This is a genomic window from Streptomyces thermovulgaris (assembly GCF_002155915.1).
Taxonomy (GTDB): Bacteria; Actinomycetota; Actinomycetes; order Streptomycetales; family Streptomycetaceae; genus Streptomyces; species Streptomyces thermovulgaris.
On the sequence record NZ_MUME01000192.1, the window covers coordinates 1 to 17,409 of the forward strand.

The window sequence follows — 17,409 nt, forward strand, 5'->3', positions numbered from 1 at the left end:
GGCGGGCCGGGCGCCCGGCCCGCCGGCTCGGACGGCCCGGGCGCCCGGTCGGTTCAGGAGAGCGTCTTCAGCGACGCCGCGTCGTACGGCTTCAGCTCCTCGAAGCGGCCGTTCAGGACCTTCTCCGCCCACTGGGGGTCCTGGAGCAGCGCGCGGCCCACGGCCACCAGGTCGAACTCGTCGCGCTCCATGCGGTCCAGCAGGTTGTCCAGGCTGCCGAGTGCCGCGCCCTCACCCTGGAACGCCTTGATGAAGTCGCCGTCCAGCCCGACCGAACCGACGGTGATGACCTGCTTGCCCGTCAGCTTCTTGGTCCAGCCGGCGAGGTTGAGGTCCGAGCCCTCGAACTCCGGGAGCCAGTAGCGGCGGGTGGAGGCGTGGAAGACGTCCACGCCGGCCTCCACGAGCGGGGTCAGGATCGCCTCCAGCTCCTCCGGGGTCTCGGCGAGGCGGGCGTCGTAGACCTCCTGCTTCCACTGCGAGAAGCGGAAGATGACCGGGAACTCGGGCGAGACGGCCGCACGCACCGCGGCCACGAGCTCCGCCGCGAACTTCGTCCGGGCCACCGGGTCGCCGCCGTAGGCGTCGGTGCGGCGGTTGGTGCCGGCCCAGAGGAACTGGTCGATCAAGTAGCCGTGGGCGCCGTGCAGTTCCACGCCGTCGAAGCCGATGCGCTCCGCCGCGGCGGCCGCCTCGGCGAAGGCGCCGATGACGTCGTCGATGTCCTTCTGGGTCATCACCTTTCCGGTGACCTCGGACTCGCCGACGCGCAGCCCGGAGGGACCGACCGGCGGCGCGTCCGGGAACGGGGGCCGGTTCGGCTTGCGGACCATGCCGATGTGCCACAGCTGCGGCACGATCGTGCCGCCCGCCGCGTGCACGGACTCGGCGACCTTCGCCCAGGCCGCCAGCTGCTCCTCGCCGTGGAACCGCGGCACCCGGCTGCTCTCACCGGCCGACGGGTGCCCCACATAGGTGCCCTCGGTGATGATCAGCCCGACACCGGCGGCGGCACGGCGGGCGTAGTACGACCGCACGTCCTCCCCGGGAATGCCATCCGGCGAGAACATACGGGTCATCGGCGCCATCACGATCCGGTTGGGAACGGTGAGGCCGTTCAGCGCGACGGGACGGGAGAGGATCTGTGCCGCGCGGGAGGCGGAGGACGTGACGGTCACGTGGGAAGCTCCTCGTGAGTGACTTTGTCGACCGGACGGTATGTGCGCATGCATCGTTGCAGCTTCTGAAGCAAACACCCGGACGCCGGTCCGCATTCCGGCCCCGCGAGCCCTCTCGTGTGACGCCCCTCACGCCGTCCCGGTCCGGCCGCCCCGCTCACCGTGTCGCCGAAGGGCCGACTGGACGCCGACGGCGCCCGGCCGAAGTGCACGGTGCCGGGACAGCCCTGCAGGATCCCGTCCTTGGAGCGCGTACGGTCCGGCTCGACAGCCCGGACGACGGCCTTCGGGGAGACGCCGGAGCCGGTCCGGACGAAAGGCCCGGCTCAGGGAAAACGCCGAGGGCGGCACCCCCTGCTGCCAGGGAGTGCCGCCCTCGGTCGGACGGTCGATCAACCGGAACCGGTCGATCAGAAGTCCATGTCACCGCCCGGCATGCCGGCGCCGGCGCCCGCCTTCTCCTTCTCGGGCTTGTCGGCGACGACGGCCTCGGTGGTGAGGAACAGACCGGCGATGGAGGCCGCGTTCTGCAGGGCGGAACGGGTCACCTTGGCCGGGTCGATGATGCCCTCGGCGATCATGTCCACGTACTCGCCGGTCGCGGCGTTCAGGCCGTGGCCCGGGGTGAGGTTGCGGACCTTCTCCACCACGACGCCGCCCTCGAGGCCGGCGTTGACGGCGATCTGGGCCAGCGGAGCGGTCAGGGCCTTGCGGACGATCTCGGCACCGACGGCCTCGTCGCCCTCCAGGTCCAGCTTCTCGAAGGAGGTCTGCGAGGCCTGGACCAGGGCCACGCCACCACCGGCGACGATGCCCTCCTCGACGGCCGCCTTGGCGTTGCGCACCGCGTCCTCGATGCGGTGCTTGCGCTCCTTGAGCTCCACCTCGGTGGCGGCACCGGCCTTGATGACCGCGACACCGCCGGCGAGCTTGGCCAGGCGCTCCTGCAGCTTCTCGCGGTCGTAGTCGGAGTCGCTGTTCTCGATCTCGGCGCGGATCTGGTTCACGCGGCCCTGGACCTGCTCGGCGGAGCCGGCACCGTCGACGATGGTGGTCTCGTCCTTGGTGACGACCACCTTGCGGGCGCGGCCCAGCAGGTCGAGGGTGGCGTTCTCCAGCTTGAGGCCGACCTCCTCGGAGATGACCTCGCCGCCCGTGAGGATGGCGATGTCGCCGAGCATGGCCTTGCGGCGGTCGCCGAAGCCCGGGGCCTTGACGGCGACGGACTTGAAGGTGCCGCGGATCTTGTTGACGACCAGGGTCGACAGGGCCTCGCCCTCGACGTCCTCGGCGATGATCAGCAGCGGCTTGCCCGACTGCATGACCTTCTCGAGCAGCGGGAGCAGGTCCTTGACCGCGGAGATCTTGGAGTTGGCGATGAGGATGTACGGGTCCTCGAGCACCGCCTCCATGCGCTCCATGTCGGTGGCGAAGTAGGCGGAGATGTAGCCCTTGTCGAAGCGCATGCCCTCGGTGAGCTCGAGCTCCAGGCCGAAGGTCTGCGACTCCTCGACGGTGATGACGCCTTCCTTGCCGACCTTGTCCATGGCCTCGGCGATCAGCTCACCGATCTGGGTGTCGGCGGCGGAGATGGAGGCGGTGGAAGCGATCTGCTCCTTGGTCTCGACCTCCTTGGCCTGGTCGAGCAGAGCGCTGGAGACAGCCTCGACGGCCTTCTCGATACCGCGCTTGAGAGCCATCGGGTTGGCACCGGCGGCGACGTTGCGCAGGCCTTCCCGCACCAGGGCCTGGGCGAGCACGGTCGCGGTGGTCGTACCGTCACCGGCGACGTCGTCGGTCTTCTTGGCGACTTCCTTGACCAGCTCGGCGCCGATCTTCTCGTACGGGTCCTCGAGCTCGATCTCCTTGGCGATGGAGACACCGTCGTTGGTGATCGTGGGGGCGCCCCACTTCTTCTCGAGGACGACGTTGCGGCCCTTGGGGCCCAGGGTCACCTTGACGGCGTCCGCGAGCTGGTTCATGCCGCGCTCGAGGCCGCGCCGCGCCTCCTCGTCGAACGCGATGATCTTGGCCATGTGAAGTGGTCCCTCCAGGACTGGGGGTGATTCCTTCGGACCGCGCCCGCGCCCGCGACGGACGGCTCGCCGGCCAGTGGTTCCTTGCTCCACCGGACCTGCGGGCCTCACCGACCCGGTCCTTCCGTTGTCACTCTCACCTTCAGAGTGCTAACGCCAATGATTAGCACTCGGCATGGTCGAGTGCAAGCGCCCCCGGTGGGATCAGCCCGGGGCGAACAGGGAGAAGAGCCCCGGATCGAACCGGACGAAAGGGACCGTCGAACCGGGGGAAGAGCCGGCGGAAGAGCCGGGCGAAGTCCCCCGAGGAGGCCCTGGAGGAATAAGGACGTGCGAAGGGCCCGCGCCGGCGGCGCGGGCCCTTCGTCCGATGACGTCCGAAGAACGTTCAGGCGGTGACGCGGACCATGTCGGCCTGCGGACCCTTCTGACCCTGCGAGATCTCGAACTCCACCCGCTGGCCCTCTTCCAGCGTGCGGTAGCCGTCCATCTGGATCGCGCTGTAGTGGACGAAGACGTCTGCACCACCGTCGACCGCGATGAAGCCGTATCCCTTCTCCGCGTTGAACCACTTGACGGCGCCCTGAGCCATGCCTAACTCCCCTATTACTGGCCCTTGCACAGATCCACACTTCGCGGATCCGGGTCAGACCTCACCCCCCATGGATTGGGGGCGTGCGCCGGAACGCGTCGACCGCGGCTGAATGTATCTGCCCAACTGCCCTCTGCAACAGGTCACTCGGACGAGAAATCCGGACGCCGACAGCCGGGAATGTGACGAGAATTCACCTGAATTCAGGCCAAGTCAGACCGTACGAACGAGACATATGGCGCAAAGAACGCACACACTTTGGCTGCTTCTTGTCGGGTGTGCGGCAGGAATTCATGGCTCAGGACCCGGGAATCGGGGGCCCGTTCCCCAACTCTACCGCGTTTAATCACACAGAATTGCCCCCTCCGCTTCTCTTACGGAGGGGGCGGTTCCGAACACGTTCGGTGACGCCTGTTACCGAAGGTAATGAGCGTCCTCGGGGGCGGTCATCCGCCGGCGACGGCCGGGATGATCGAGACGCCCGCGCCGTCCGGCGTGGCCGTCTCCAGGCCCTGCTCGAACCGGACGTCGTCGTCGTTGACGTAGACGTTGACGAACCGGCGCAGCCTGCCCTGGTCGTCCAGGACGCGGGCGGCGATGCCCGTGTACTTCTTCTCCAGGTCCGAGATGACCTCCTTGAGGGTCGCCCCCTCGGCCGTGACCTCGGCCTGGCCGCCGGTGTAGGTGCGCAGGATGGTGGGGATGCGGACGGTCACGCTCATTGCAGGCCAGCCTCTCGGAAGGAGTCCAGGGTCGGGCGGATCGTCGCGGTGAGCCCCGTGCCGGCCACCGCGTCCAGCGTCTTCAGGCCGTCGCCGGTGTTGAGGACGACCGTGGTCTTCGCCGGGTCGAGGACGCCGTTCTCGATCAGCTTCTTCGTCACGCCGACGGTCACCCCGCCGGCCGTCTCCGCGAAGATGCCCTCGGTCCGGGCGAGCAGCCTGATGGCGTCCACGATCTGTTCGTCGGTCACGTCCTCCACGGCACCGCCGGTGCGGCGCGCGATGTCCAGGACGTACGGTCCGTCGGCCGGGTTGCCGATGGCGAGCGACTTGGCGATGGTGTCCGGCTTCTGCGGCCGTACGACGTCGTGGCCGGCCTTGAAGGCGGCCGACACCGGGGAGCAGCCCTCGGCCTGCGCGCCGAAGATCTTGTACGGCCTGTCCTCGACCAGGCCGAGCTCGATCAGCTCCCGCAGCCCCTTGTCGATCTTGGTGAGCTGGGAGCCGGAGGCGATCGGGACGACGATCTGGTCGGGCAGCCGCCAGCCGAGCTGTTCGCAGATCTCGTACGCCAGCGTCTTGGAGCCCTCGGCGTAGTACGGCCGCAGGTTGACGTTGACGAAGCCCCAGCCCTCGCCGGCCGGGTCGCCGATCAGCTCGGAGCAGAAACGGTTCACGTCGTCATAGGTGCCCTCGATGCCCACGAGCCGGCCGCCGTAGACGGCGGCCATGACGACCTTGCCCTGCTCCAGGTCGTGCGGGATGAACACGCAGGAGCGGAAGCCGGCGCGGGCGGCGGCGGCACCGACGGCACCGGCGAGGTTGCCGGTGGAGGAGCAGGACAGGGTGGTGAAGCCGAAGGCGCGGGCCGCCTCCAGGGCCTGGGCGACCACACGGTCCTTGAAGGAGTGCGTCGGGTTGCCGGAGTCGTCCTTGACGAAGAGCCTGCCGGCGTCGACACCGAGTTCACGGGCGAGGCGGTCGGCCTGGACGAGCCGGGTCCAGCCCGGGTTGAGGTTGGGCTTGTCGGCCACGTCCGCGGGGACGGGCAGCAGCGGCGCGTAGCGCCACAGGCTCGTGGGGCCCGTCTCGATCCGCTTGCGCAGCCCCTCGGTGTCGTAGCCCGAGAAGTCGTAGGCGACCTCCAGCGGGCCGAAACACTCCTCGCAGGCGAAGACCGGGCCGAGGGGAACGCGGTGGCCGCACTCGCGGCAGCTCAGCGCCGTGGCAGGGCCGAGGTCGACAGTGGGTACGGTGGAACCAGTGCTGCTTGCAGCAGTCTGCACAGCCATGTGAGGCGAGGCCCTTTCTCCTCATCTTCCTCACGGCGCATCTCGCCGTGAGACGGAATTGGCACCTTCCCTAGCCGGGAGCCTCGCGTGGACGAGCGACCGTGGTCGGCACGCGCCGATCAGCGGTCTACGAGAACCGGCTGGAGGGTTGCCGGGGCTTCATCGGGCCGTGTCCCTCTGCCCCTCTGGATGAGCTGTATGACGTTGTCGGTATGCGGTTGTGGGCGGCGGAGACCCCGGTATGCGATGGTCATCCGCGTTGCTCAAGACTGTATCCGAAGGGCCACGGCCGTCGAGATGGCCGTCCGAACCGCGAGACAACCGTGAGGAGCCGCCAGACCGTGCTGGAAGAAGTCGAGCGCTGGCTCGCCACCCGCTCCTGGTCCGTGGCCGACCGTCCGCTCCGTCAGATCCTGGCCGCCAAGCAGCGCACCGGCCAGACGGTCTCCGTCGTCCTGCCCGCCCTCAACGAGGAGGAGACCGTCGGCGACATCGTCGCCGCCATCCGGCGCGACCTGATGGAGCGGTCCCCGCTCGTGGACGAGCTCGTCGTCGTGGACTCCGGCTCCACCGACCGCACCTTCGAGGTGGCCGCCGCCGCGGGCGCACGGGTCGTGCACCGCGACGAGATCCTGCCGCGTCTGCCGGCGGTGCCCGGCAAGGGCGAGGTGCTGTGGCGCTCCCTGCTCGTCACGCGGGGGGACATCCTCTGCTTCGTCGACGCCGACCTCAGGGACTTCTCCTCCGACTTCGTCACCGGCATCGTGGGCCCGCTGCTCACCGACCCCGGCATAGCCCTGGTCAAGGCCATGTACGACCGGCCCCTGACGGTGTCCGACGGATCCGGCTCCGGCACGGTCTCCGCCGGGCAGGGCGGACGGGTCACCGAGCTGATGGCACGTCCGCTGCTCAACATGCACTGGCCGCAGCTGGCCGGCTTCGTGCAGCCGCTCGGCGGCGAGTACGCGGCCCGCCGTTCGCTGCTGGAGCGGCTGCCGTTCCCCGTCGGCTACGGCGTCGAGCTCGGCATGCTGGTCGACGCCCTGCACCTGGTGGGCCTGGACGCCCTCGCCCAGGTCGACGTCGGGGTGCGCAAGCACCGGCACCAGGACGGGCAGGCGCTCGGCCGGATGGCCGCCGCGATCTACCGCACCGCCCAGCTGCGCCTGGCCCGCGGTCATCTGCTCCGCCCCGCCCTGACCCAGTTCGAGCGCGGCGAGAACGGCTTCGAGCCGCGGACGTACCCCGTGGACACCGAGGAGCGGCCCCCCATGGCCGGAATCGCGGAGTACGCGGCCCGGAAAGTGGCGTGACCGACGCGACCGGGCACGGCGGAACGCGGCGGGGCGGGAGAACCGGGAAAACGGCGGGGAACAGGGGAAAGCGACAGGAGAGCAGGAGGAAGGCGAGGGCGGGAGAGCGGTGTGCGCCCGCGGCTCGTCCCCCTGGCCTGAAACCCCGGTTCGCCCGTGCACGGCCGTCCACGAAGCCGAGTCGTACGTTTGAGCGTTTCCGGGCCGGGCTAGGTTGAGGACCATGGCTTCAACGCACGGTGCCAAGGTACTGGTCGCTTCCAATCGCGGTCCGGTCTCGTACGAAGTGCGCGAGGACGGCTCGCTGAACGCCCGGCGCGGCGGCGGAGGACTGGTCTCCGGACTGTCCGCGATCGGCCCGGAGGCGGGCGCGGTCTGGGTGTGCGCCGCGCTGAGCGACGCCGACCGGACGGCGGCGCACCGCTTCGAGGGCGGGCGCCGGCTGCCGCCGGAGGACACCGGCGGTCAGCGGGTACGGATGCTGGACATCGACGCGGAGGTGTTCTCCGACGCGTACAACGGCATCGCCAACTCCGTGCTGTGGTTCGTCCACCACATGCTCTACCAGACCCCCCTGGAGCCGGTCTTCGACGCGGAGTTCCGCCGCCAGTGGGCGTCGTACGAGGCCTACAACCGGGCCTTCGCCCAGGCGCTGGCGGAGGAGGCGGCCGAGGGCGCGACCGTGCTCGTGCAGGACTACCACCTGACGCTCGTGCCGGGGATGCTGCGCGACTTCCGGTCGGACGTGCGGATCGGGCACTTCTCGCACACGCCGTGGGCGCCGGCGGACTACTTCCGGCTGCTGCCCGACGACATCGCCGAGCAGGTGCTGCGCGGGATGCTGGGCGCGGACCGGCTGGGCTTCCTCACCCGGCGGTGGGCGGACGCGTTCGCCGAGTGCTGCGACGCCCTGGTCGGCGGGCTCGGCGGCACCCGGATCGGGGTGCACGGGCTGGGCGCGGACGCCGAGTTCCTGCGGGAGCGCTCGCAGCGGGCCGACGTCAAGGAACGGATGGTGGCGCTGCGCGAGGAGATCGGCGCGGCCCCGGACGGCAGTGCGCGCAGGACGATCGTGCGGGTGGACCGGACGGAGCTGTCCAAGAACATCGTGCGGGGGCTGCTCGCCTACCGGCGGCTGCTGGAGGACCGCCCGGAGTGGCGCGAACGGGTGGTGCATCTCGCCTTCGCGTACCCCTCGCGGCAGGACCTCGCGGTGTACCGGGAGTACACCGCCGAGGTGCAGCGGCTGGCGCAGGAGATCAACGAGCAGTACGGAACGCCCGGCTGGCGGCCGGTGCTGCTGCACGTCAAGGACGACTTCGCCCGGTCGCTGGCGGCGTACCGGATCGCGGACGTGGCGCTGGTCAACCCGATCCGGGACGGGATGAACCTGGTGGCCAAGGAGGTGCCGGTCGTCTCCGACTCCGGGTGCGCCCTGGTGCTGTCGCGGGAGGCGGGGGCGTACGCGGAGCTGGGGGACGACGCGGTGACCGTCAACCCGTACGACGTGGTGGGAACGGCCCGGGCGCTGCACGAGGCGCTGAGCATGCCGGGAGCGGAGCGGCTGGAGCGCACCAAGCGGCTGGCCGCCGCCGCGACCGCGCTTCCTCCCACCCAGTGGTTCCTGGACCAGCTGAACGAGCTGAGCGCCTGACAAAGCGGGTTCTTCGGGGCGGGGCGGCGCGGCGCCCGCTCCCGCCCCGAAGAACCCGGGGGCGCTCCGCACGAAGCCCGGGGGCGCCCTACACGCGCGCCGCCAGCGCCCTCAGCAGCTCCACCACACCGGCCGGGCCGTCCACCACCAGGTCCGCCCGCTCCGACAGCTCCGTGACCTCCGTGCTGCCGCTGCACACCAAAAGCCCCGGCAGGCCGTCCGAGCGGAGCTTTTCCACCGCGGCATAGGCGGGCAGGTCGCCGAGGTCGTCGCCGGCGTAGAGGACCGCGCCGGGGCCCAGGGCGCGGACGTGGTCCAGCAGGGCGACGCCCTTGTCCATGCCGGGGGGCCGCAGTTCGAGGACCATGCGGCCGGGTTCGACGATCAGACCGTGGCGGGCGGCCAGGTCGGCGAGCGGGTCGCGGAGCAGGTCGAAGGCGGCCTGGGGGTCGTCGGCACGGCGGGTGTGGACGGCGACGGACCGGCCCTTCTCCTCGACCCGGGTGCCGCTGCGGGCGCCGATCCGCTCCAGGAGGCCGGGCAGTTCGGCACGGGCCGCGGCGACTCCGGGGTGCGGGGCCGGGGCGGTGACGGCGCCCGTGGCGGCGTCCCAGCGTTCGGCGCCGTAGTGGCCGAGGACGACGAGGTGTTCCAGGCCGGGCACGCCCGCGAAGCCGCCGTGGCGCACCGCGACGTCGGCCGGGCGGCCGGTGACCACCACCACGGCGGCCACCTTGGGGGCGAGGGCGGCGAGCGCGGGCACCGCGTCCGGGTGGGCCCGGGCCTGGTCGGGGTCGGGCACGATCGGGGCGAGCGTCCCGTCGAAGTCGAGCGCGATCACCGCGCGCTCCGGCCGCTCGAGGATCGCGGCGAGCCCGTCCCGGCCGGCCCGTGTGGCCGGTGTCGGCAGGGCGGGGAGGGAGCCGGCCGGGTCGTTGGCGTGACTGTCCTGACTGCTACCCATGTGCCGAACCTATCCGCCCGGGGCCGGGCGCACTCCTCGGCGGCGCACTGTGCGCGAGGTCACCGCTCGGCGCGCCGGGCCTCGCGTATGCGCCGCAGCCGGTTCACCGTGACGGGGTCGTGGGCCAGGGCGCGGGTGTCGTCGAGGAGGGCGTTGAGGAGCTGGTAGTAGCGGACGGGCGACAGCCCCAGCTCCTCCCTTATGGCGCGCTCCTTCGCACCGGGGCCGGAGAAGCCGCGGCGCTCCAGGGCGAGGATGTCCCGCTCCCTGCGGCCGAGTGCGTGCTCCCCGTCGCCCTGGGCCTCCCGGCCGTCCTGGGCGCTGCCTCGGCCGTCGTCCTGGGTGCCGCCGTCGTCGCGGTCGTCGCGTCCGTCGCCGTCGTCTCGACTGCCGTGTCCGTCGCGGTTGTCGGGGTCGTCGCGGTCGTGGGCCATGCCAGCACCGTAACCACCGCCGGCGACAACGCCGGACCCGCCGGTCCCGCGCCGCCGTCCCGCGCCCCGTCCGCCCCGGACCGCCGCCGTGCGCCGAACGGGCCCGGACGGCGCCGGGACCGGCACCGGCGCGGGGCACGAACGTCCGAAAAAGATCAGCCATAAGGCTGCCACCGCACGAATGGACTAGACCTCTTGTGGGTCCAAGGGTCACACTGTCCCCCGTGGGACACGTCATCGCCCTCGATGTGGGCGGCACCGGGATGAAAGCGGCTCTGATCGCCGCCGACGGCTCCCTGCTGCACCGGGCGCGCCGGGCGACCGGCCGTGAGCACGGCCCGGACGCCGTGGTGGAGGGCATCCTCGACTTCGCCGCCGATCTGCACGCACACGGCGCGGCACACCTGGGCGAGAAGGCCGCCGCGGCCGGGATCGCCGTGCCCGGCATCGTCGACGAGGAGCGGGGGGTGGCCGCCTACTCCGCCAACCTCGGCTGGCGTGACGTGCCCCTGCGCGACCTGCTCGCCGAACGGCTCGGCGTCCCCGTGGCCCTGGGGCACGACGTGCGCGCCGGCGGGCTCGCCGAGGGCCGGATCGGGGCGGGCCGGGGCACGGACCGGTTCCTGTTCGTGCCGCTGGGCACCGGCATCGCGGGCGCCATCGGCATCGACGGCCGGGTGGAGGCGGGCGCGCACGGCTTCGCGGGCGAGATCGGCCACATCGTCGTACGGCCCGGCGGCCCGCCCTGTCCGTGCGGGCAGCGCGGCTGCCTGGAGCGGTTCGCCTCCGCGGCGGCGGTCGGCCGGGCCTGGGCCGAGGCGTGCGGGGATCCGGAGGCGGACGCGGCCCACTGCGCCAGGGCCGTGGAGTCCGGCGACCCCAGGGCACGGGCGGTCTGGCAGGAGGCCGTGGACGCGCTCGCCGACGGGCTGGTCACCGCGCTGACCCTGCTGGACCCCCGCACTCTGATCATCGGCGGCGGGCTCGCCGAGGCGGGCGAGACGCTGTTCGCACCGCTGCGGGAGGCCGTCCGGCGGCGGATCACCTTCCAGAAGCCGCCCTCGATCGTCCCCGCCGCCCTGGGGGACACCGCCGGCTGCCTGGGCGCGGGGCTGCTGGCCCGGGATCTGCTGACCGCTTCCGCAGCTTCCACGGCTTCCACGATGTCCACGACTTCCCCAGCTTCCACGACTTCCCGGAGGTAGCCGCCTGATGGCCCCCTGCAAGGTTTTCACCGGAGCCCGGGTGGTGCTGCCCACCGGAACCGTGGACGGCGGCCGGGTGATCGTCGACGGCACACGGATCGCCGACCGCGCCCCCGAGGACGCCGAGATCCTCGACGTGCGCGGGCACTGGCTGGTCCCCGGCTTCGTCGACCTCCACAACCACGGCGGGGGCGGCGCCTCCTTCTCGGGCACCGCCGACGACGCGCTGACCGCCGTCGAGACCCACCGGCGGCACGGCACCACCACCCTGGTCGCCTCCACCGTCACCGACGACCTGGGCACCCTGGTCAAGCAGGCGGGACTGCTGTCGGAGCTGGCCGAGCAGGGGGAGATCGCGGGCATCCACTTCGAGGGGCCGTTCATCTCGCCGTGCCGCAAGGGCGCGCACTCCGAGGCGCTGCTGCGCGACCCGGACCCGGCCCAGGTGCGCAAGCTGCTCGACGCCGCGCGCGGCCGGGCGAAGATGGTCACGCTCGCCCCCGAGCTGCCGGGGGGCCTGGACTCCGTGCGGCTGCTCGCGGACCACGGCGTGATCGCGGCGGTCGGGCACACGGACGCCACGTACGAGCAGACGGTGGAGGCGATCGACGCCGGGGCCACCGTCGCCACCCATCTGTTCAACGCGATGCCGCCCCTGGGGCACCGCGCCCCGGGTCCGGTCACGGCCCTGCTGGAGGACGAGCGGGTCACGGTCGAGCTGATCAACGACGGGGTGCATCTGCATCCGGCCACCCTCGAACTGGCCTTCCAGCACGCGGGCCCCGAGCGGGTCGCCTTCATCACCGACGCCATGGACGCCGCCGGGAACGGCGACGGCCGCTACACGCTCGGCCCGCTCCAGGTCGAGGTCGCAGACGGAGTGGCGCGGCTGGTGGAGGGCGGCTCGATCGCGGGGTCGACCCTGACCCTGGACCGGGCCTTCCGGCGTGCCGTGACGGTCGACCGGCTGCCGGTCGAGCACGTGGTGGCCGCGCTGTCCGCCAACCCGGCCCGGCTGCTCGGCCTGGACGACCGGGTGGGCTCCCTGGAGCCCGGCAAGGACGCCGACCTGGTGCTGTTCGACGAGGACTTCACGCTGAAGGGCGTGATGCGGCAGGGCTCCTGGGTGGTCGACCCCCGACTGGGATGATCCGTCCGTCCGTGCGGCCGGGTGGCCGATCCGCGGGCTGGGCGGTCCGCCGGGTCTTTGGCATGATCGAAGCTCCGGAACATCGCAGCACGCGCTCCTACTCGGGGGAGGTCGGCCCACGTGATCCTCACGGTCACGCTGAACACCGCTCTCGACATCACCTATCGGGTGCCGTCCCTGAAGCCCCACGCCTCCCACCGGGTGTCCGAGGTGACCGTGCGGCCCGGCGGCAAGGGCATCAATGCCGCCCGGGTCCTCGCGGCCCTGGGCCACGAGGTGACGGTCACCGGTTTCGCGGGCGGGGCCACCGGGCGTGAGCTGCGCGACCGGCTCGCCTCCCAGGCGCCGGGGGTGGTGGACGCCCTCGTCCCGGTCGCGGGCGCGACCCGGCGCACCACGGCCGTCGTGGACGCGCGCACCGGCGACACCACCCAGTTCAACGAGCCGGGCCCGGTCGTCGGCCCCGCCGAGTGGGCCACCCTCCAGGACGTGTACAAGGAGCTGCTCGGCTCGGTGTCGGCGGTGGCGCTGTGCGGCAGCCTGCCGCCGGGACTGCCGGTGGGCGCGTACGCCGGTCTGATACGCACGGCGCGGGCGGCCGGGGTCCCCGTGCTGCTGGACACCAGCGGCGAGGCCCTGCGGCGCGGAGTGGCGGCCCGCCCCGACATCATCAAGCCGAACGCCGCGGAGCTGGCCGAGCTCACCGGCTCCCACGAGCCCCTGCGTGCCGCCCAGGACGCCCGTCGGCGCGGTGCCCGCGCGGTGGTCGCCTCCCTGGGCGCCGACGGTCTGCTCGCCCACACCCCCGACGGCATCTGGCGGGCCGCTCCGCCCGCCCGGGTCCAGGGCAACCCCACCGGCGCCGGCGACTCGGTGGTCGCGGGCCTGCTCTCCGCCCTGGCGGAGAACCTTCCCTGGCCGGACCGCCTGGCCCGCGCGGCGGCCCTGTCCACGGCGACGGTCCTGTCCCCGGCGGCGGGCGAGTTCGACCGCCAGGCCTACGAGAAGCTGCTGGGACAGGTGGCGGTGACCGCGGAGGTCAACGCCGCCTGACAAGGGTCAGCCGCCGACCCAGCCCTCCACCAGCCAGAGCTGGTCGAGGTTGGCGTCGCACTGGTTGCCCTCCTCGCACGAGATCTTGATGGTGTTCGTGCCCTTGTTGAGCTGGACGTAGTTGTACGTCTTCGTCCAGCCCTTCTCGTAGTCGCCCTCGGGCGCGCCCGCCCAGTTCTTCAGCTTCACGAGCGTGGTGGACGGCTTGCCGTTGACCGTGAGGGTGGCGGTGCCGTCCTTGCCCGGGACGCCGTAGGTGAGGAAGAGGGTGTACTTGCCGTCCTCGGGGATGCCGTTGACGTTCCAGGTGACCGAGGCGCCGGGGTTGTTGAAGTTCGTCACGTAGACGCCGCCGTCCGCCTTGGCGCCCGGGACGTCCGAGGCGGTCGTCGCGCCGTTCTCCAGCAGGAGCGCCTTGGCGTCGATCTTCGGCAGCTCCTTCCGGGGAGCCTCGCTGGTGCTCGTCGACGGGGTCGGCTCGGCGCTCTGCGTGACCGTGGGGGTCGCGCCTCCGGCCTTGTTCTCGCCCTTGTCCCCGGAGTCGCCGCTGAGCATGGCGACGCCGATGCCGGCGACGACCGCGGCGACCACCGCGACGGCACCGATCAGCAGCCCCTTGGTGTTCGGACCCCGGCCCCGGCCAGCACCGCCCTGGTGCTGCTGCCGGGCCGTGGGGGCACCGCCCGGATAGGTCTCCGGGGCGGCGTAGTGCGCGTTCGGCTGGCCGAAGGCGCCCTGCTGCTGCGGGGCCGCAGGGGGCTGGCCGTACTGCCGCTGACCGACGGGGCGGACCCGGTTCACCGAATGAGGGTAGCCGTAACCACCGGAGGGCGGCTGGGCTCCCTTGGCCTGACCGTCGGCGTACAGGTAGCCGAACGGATCGTCGTCCTCGGGCGTGCTCGCGCCGCTGTTGCCGGCCGTCATCCCTTGGTCTCCTCAAGCGTGGTGCGGGTGGTGCAGTACGTCGTGAGAGATAGCGAGCCTACCTGCTTCCTGGGGCCCGAACGGGTGACTCACCCCGCACCCATGCGCTGACCTGCGGTTCAGCCGGCACGACGATGTTGCCGGGGGCGGGACCTTTTCTCGATGTACATCCGTTCGTCGGCGGATTTCAGCACTTCGTCCGCCGTCATGCCGCAGCAGGCCCAGCCGATGCCGAAGCTCGCCCCGACCCGGACGGCCCGGCCCTCGGCCCGGATCGGCTGGATGATCTCGTTGCGCAGGCGTACGGCGAGGTCCTGGGCGTCGGCCTGGCCGAGGCCGTCGGCGAGGATCACGAACTCGTCGCCGCCGAGACGGGCCACGGTGTCGCCGTCGCGCACGCCGTTGCTCAGCCGCCGGGCCACCTCGATGAGGACGGCGTCGCCCGCGTTGTGCCCGAACCGGTCGTTGATCGACTTGAAGCCGTCGAGGTCGCAGAAGAGGACGGCCAGCCCCTTGGTGCCGTCGTCGCGGTCGCCCTCGGGCGCGACCACGTGCACATGGTGGTCGTAGGAGTCGTACGCCGGTGCGCCCGGGGAGAAGTCGAAGTCGTGGCCGCCGAGGTCGTAGGCGGGGTGGCCGTAGGCCGCGTCCAGCGACTCCGGCTCGCAGCCGCTGCCCGTCCGGGGCCGCTGGCACAGCCGGGCGGACAGCCGGGAGCGCAGCTCGGCGGCGTTGGGCAGACCGGTGAGGGAGTCGTGGGAGGCGCGGTGGGCGAGCTGGAGCTCGCGGCGCTTGCGCTCCTCGATGTCCTCGACGTGGGTGAGCAGGAAACGGGGGCCGTCGGCGGTGTCGGCGACGACGGAGTTGCGCAGGGAGACCCAGACGTAGGTGCCGTCCCGGCGGGCGAGGCGCAGCTCGGCCCGGCCGCCCTCGGCGGAGGTCCGCAGCAGGGTGCCCACGTCCTCGGGGTGGACGAGATCGGAGAAGGAGTAGCGGCGCATCGCGGAGGCGGGGCGGCCCAGCAGCCGGCACAGGGCGTCGTTGGAGCGCAGGATGCGTCCGTGCTGCTCCCCGCCCATCTCGGCGATGGCCATGCCGGAGGGGGCGTACTCGAAGGCCTGGCGGAAACTCTCCTCGCTGGCGCGCAGGGCCTGCTGCTCGCGTTCCAGGCGGACCAGGGCGCGCTGCATGTTCGCGCGCAGACGGGCGTTGCTGATGGCTATGGCGGCCTGGAACGCGTACATCTGCAGCGCCTCGCGGCCCCAGGCGCCGGGCCGGCGGCCGTTGCGCGGGCGGTCCACGGAGATCACGCCGAGCAGTTCACCGGAGGAGCCGGGGGTGTACATGGGCGCGTACAGCCGGTCGGAGGGGTGCCACTCGTCCTCGAAGCGGGGTTCGGGCCCCTCGGTGTGCCACTGCGGGACGTCGTCGTTGTCGAGGACCCAGCCCTCGGTGTGGGGTATGAAGACCAGCCCGTCCCAGTGCTCGCCCATGGAGAGCCGGCGCTCCCAGGACTCGCGGGAGCCGACCCGGCCGGTCATGAGGGCCGCGGCGGCGGGGTTCCCGGCGAAGGCGGCGACGACGAGGTCGCCGTCGGGGCGGACGAGGTTGACGCAGGCCAGCTCGTAGCCGAGGCCCTTCACGATGCCGTCGGCGACGGTCTGCAGCGTGTCGGCCAGGCTTCTCGCGGTGTTCATCTCCGCCATGGCCTGGTGCAGTCGCCGCAGGGTCGAAAGGCGTACGTACGGTTCCGACTCGCTCTCCATGTTCGCCCTCCCCCCGCGACCTCGTGGTGAATCAATAGGGTGCTCTTCGGCGTATCGCCCTGTGCGGTCTCCGCCACTGAATCACAGCGCGAAGCCCACCCGGTACACAGGGTCAACAATTCATGGCTCTTGTGACTCAAGTCACAGAAAAGCGTGCGTAATGGAGTGGAGTTTCTGCGTTTTCCTTGTGCGTTTCCCGACCGCGGATGGTGTGCGTGTGCGGACATGATGCACGAGATCTCCGGCGCACCGCGCAGGAACCGCGGTTTCCCGCCCACGCTCCGCCCGGCCCCGGATCCTCCGTCCGGAACGCGCCGGACCGGAACGCCCGGCACCGCTCCACCGTACTGCGGCCGTCCGGCGGGACCGGTGCCCCACCGCCCGGAGGACACCGGGCGCCCCGGCCCCGGTCCTGCGCCCTGCGAACCGGGCCCATCCGGACGAAAGACCTAGGTCCGGCTTCGGGCGGAGGCCCGATGCGAGGGGCGAGAACCGCTGGCTAGCGTTTCGTGTGTGCTGAACCCATCCCTTGCGTCCTCCGTCTCCTCCCCCGCCTCCTCCTCCGTCCCCGGGCATGCTGAGGGGGTGACCCACGAGGAATTCCGTGCCGCGATGTCCCGGCTGGCCGCGGGTGTGGTCCTGGTGACCGCGCAGGAGCCGCCGCTCGACCCGGACGACCCCGACGCACCGGCCGGCGAGGACGCGGGCATGACCGCGACGGCGTTCATGTCGGTGTCCCTGGACCCGCCGCTGGCCCTGGTCAGCCTGCGCGAGGGCTCCCGCATGGACGACCTGCTGGCCGAACAGCCGCTGTGGGCGGTGTCGATCCTCGCGGAGGACCAGCGGCACATCGCCGGCCGCTTCGCCATGAAGGGCCGGATCAGCGACCGGCTGCTGTTCCGGGAGCTGTCCTGGACGCGCGGCGAGGTCTCCGGCGCGCCACTGCTGACCGAGGCCCTGGCCGCCCTCGAGCTGCGCACCGAGCAGCGGGTGACGGCGGGCGACCACACCCTGGTCATCGGCCGTGTGCTGACGGCCCGTGTCCCGAGCACGGAGGGCGGGCCGCTGCTGTACTACCGCGGGAACTACCGCCGCCTGGGCTGACGGCGGCGGTAGTTCCCGCGGT

14 protein-coding genes, 1 pseudogene and 1 riboswitch are annotated in these 17,409 nt (G+C 71.9%); of the genes and pseudogenes, 6 read left to right on the top strand and 9 right to left on the bottom strand.

Going from position 1 to position 17,409, the window contains the following annotated elements; translation table 11 throughout:
• Window positions 1-53: 53 nt before the first annotated feature.
• The 5 genes from CCN35_RS16475 to thrC form a co-directional block, all read right to left on the bottom strand.
• A complete protein-coding gene (locus tag CCN35_RS16475; protein ID WP_067397741.1) occupies window positions 54-1,178 on the bottom strand; it encodes an NADH:flavin oxidoreductase in 1,125 nt (374 codons plus the stop codon).
• Between the two features lie 410 nt (window positions 1,179-1,588).
• Window positions 1,589-3,214 (bottom strand): chaperonin GroEL, encoded by a 1,626-nt coding sequence (groL, locus tag CCN35_RS16480; RefSeq protein WP_067397742.1) that lies wholly within the window; start codon window positions 3,212-3,214, stop codon window positions 1,589-1,591.
• 388 nt (window positions 3,215-3,602) lie between these two features.
• Entirely contained in the window at window positions 3,603-3,806 is a 204-nt protein-coding gene (locus CCN35_RS16485) for a cold-shock protein (protein WP_020557826.1), read from the bottom strand.
• A gap of 446 nt (window positions 3,807-4,252) precedes the next feature.
• The gene (locus tag CCN35_RS16490; RefSeq protein ID WP_067397743.1) at window positions 4,253-4,528 is read right to left on the bottom strand and encodes a ubiquitin-like small modifier protein 1; all 276 of its coding nucleotides are present in this window, start codon (window positions 4,526-4,528) and stop codon (window positions 4,253-4,255) included.
• Complete coding sequence (thrC, locus tag CCN35_RS16495; RefSeq protein ID WP_067397744.1) at window positions 4,525-5,820, bottom strand: threonine synthase; 1,296 nt, start codon at window positions 5,818-5,820, stop codon at window positions 4,525-4,527. The genes CCN35_RS16490 and thrC overlap by 4 nt, the downstream gene beginning before the upstream one ends.
• Window positions 5,821-5,838: 18 nt before the next feature.
• A riboswitch (SAM riboswitch) is annotated at window positions 5,839-6,016 on the bottom strand.
• 145 nt (window positions 6,017-6,161) lie between these two features.
• Here thrC and CCN35_RS16500 point away from each other — a divergent pair.
• Window positions 6,162-7,133 (top strand): glucosyl-3-phosphoglycerate synthase, encoded by a 972-nt coding sequence (locus CCN35_RS16500; RefSeq protein ID WP_067397745.1) that lies wholly within the window; start codon window positions 6,162-6,164, stop codon window positions 7,131-7,133.
• A gap of 223 nt (window positions 7,134-7,356) precedes the next feature.
• Entirely contained in the window at window positions 7,357-8,787 is a 1,431-nt protein-coding gene (locus tag CCN35_RS16505; RefSeq protein WP_086793293.1) for an alpha,alpha-trehalose-phosphate synthase (UDP-forming), read from the top strand.
• 88 nt (window positions 8,788-8,875) lie between these two features.
• Here CCN35_RS16505 and otsB read toward each other — a convergent pair whose 3' ends face one another.
• Together otsB and CCN35_RS16515 are read right to left on the bottom strand one after the other, a co-directional pair.
• Window positions 8,876-9,751 (bottom strand): trehalose-phosphatase, encoded by an 876-nt coding sequence (otsB, locus tag CCN35_RS16510; RefSeq protein ID WP_067397747.1) that lies wholly within the window; start codon window positions 9,749-9,751, stop codon window positions 8,876-8,878.
• A 59-nt stretch (window positions 9,752-9,810) separates the two neighbouring features.
• A pseudogene (locus tag CCN35_RS16515) lies at window positions 9,811-10,035 on the bottom strand (DUF3263 domain-containing protein); the annotation flags it as partial.
• A 413-nt stretch (window positions 10,036-10,448) separates the two neighbouring features.
• Between CCN35_RS16515 and CCN35_RS16520 the strand changes: the two are divergent.
• The 3 genes from CCN35_RS16520 to CCN35_RS16530 all read left to right on the top strand — a co-directional run bounded on the left by CCN35_RS16520 (window position 10,449) and on the right by CCN35_RS16530 (window position 13,593).
• A complete protein-coding gene (locus tag CCN35_RS16520; protein WP_067397775.1) occupies window positions 10,449-11,390 on the top strand; it encodes an ROK family protein in 942 nt (313 codons plus the stop codon).
• 7 nt (window positions 11,391-11,397) lie between these two features.
• On the top strand, window positions 11,398-12,540 hold the full coding sequence (gene nagA / locus CCN35_RS16525) for an N-acetylglucosamine-6-phosphate deacetylase (protein ID WP_086793295.1): 1,143 nt from the start codon (window positions 11,398-11,400) through the stop codon (window positions 12,538-12,540).
• A gap of 120 nt (window positions 12,541-12,660) precedes the next feature.
• Window positions 12,661-13,593, top strand: a complete 933-nt coding sequence (locus tag CCN35_RS16530) for a 1-phosphofructokinase family hexose kinase (protein ID WP_086793297.1) — start codon at window positions 12,661-12,663, stop codon at window positions 13,591-13,593.
• A gap of 6 nt (window positions 13,594-13,599) precedes the next feature.
• Here the strand turns inward: CCN35_RS16530 and CCN35_RS16535 are convergent, their stop codons facing one another.
• Both CCN35_RS16535 and cdgB read right to left on the bottom strand, forming a co-directional pair.
• On the bottom strand, window positions 13,600-14,517 hold the full coding sequence (locus tag CCN35_RS16535) for a carbohydrate-binding protein (RefSeq protein ID WP_067397750.1): 918 nt from the start codon (window positions 14,515-14,517) through the stop codon (window positions 13,600-13,602).
• A gap of 119 nt (window positions 14,518-14,636) precedes the next feature.
• Window positions 14,637-16,283, bottom strand: a complete 1,647-nt coding sequence (cdgB, locus tag CCN35_RS16540) for a diguanylate cyclase CdgB (protein WP_067397751.1) — start codon at window positions 16,281-16,283, stop codon at window positions 14,637-14,639.
• Window positions 16,284-16,895: 612 nt separating this feature from the next.
• Here cdgB and CCN35_RS16545 point away from each other — a divergent pair.
• Window positions 16,896-17,387, top strand: a complete 492-nt coding sequence (locus CCN35_RS16545; protein ID WP_086793299.1) for a flavin reductase family protein — start codon at window positions 16,896-16,898, stop codon at window positions 17,385-17,387.
• Window positions 17,388-17,409 lie beyond the last annotated feature (22 nt).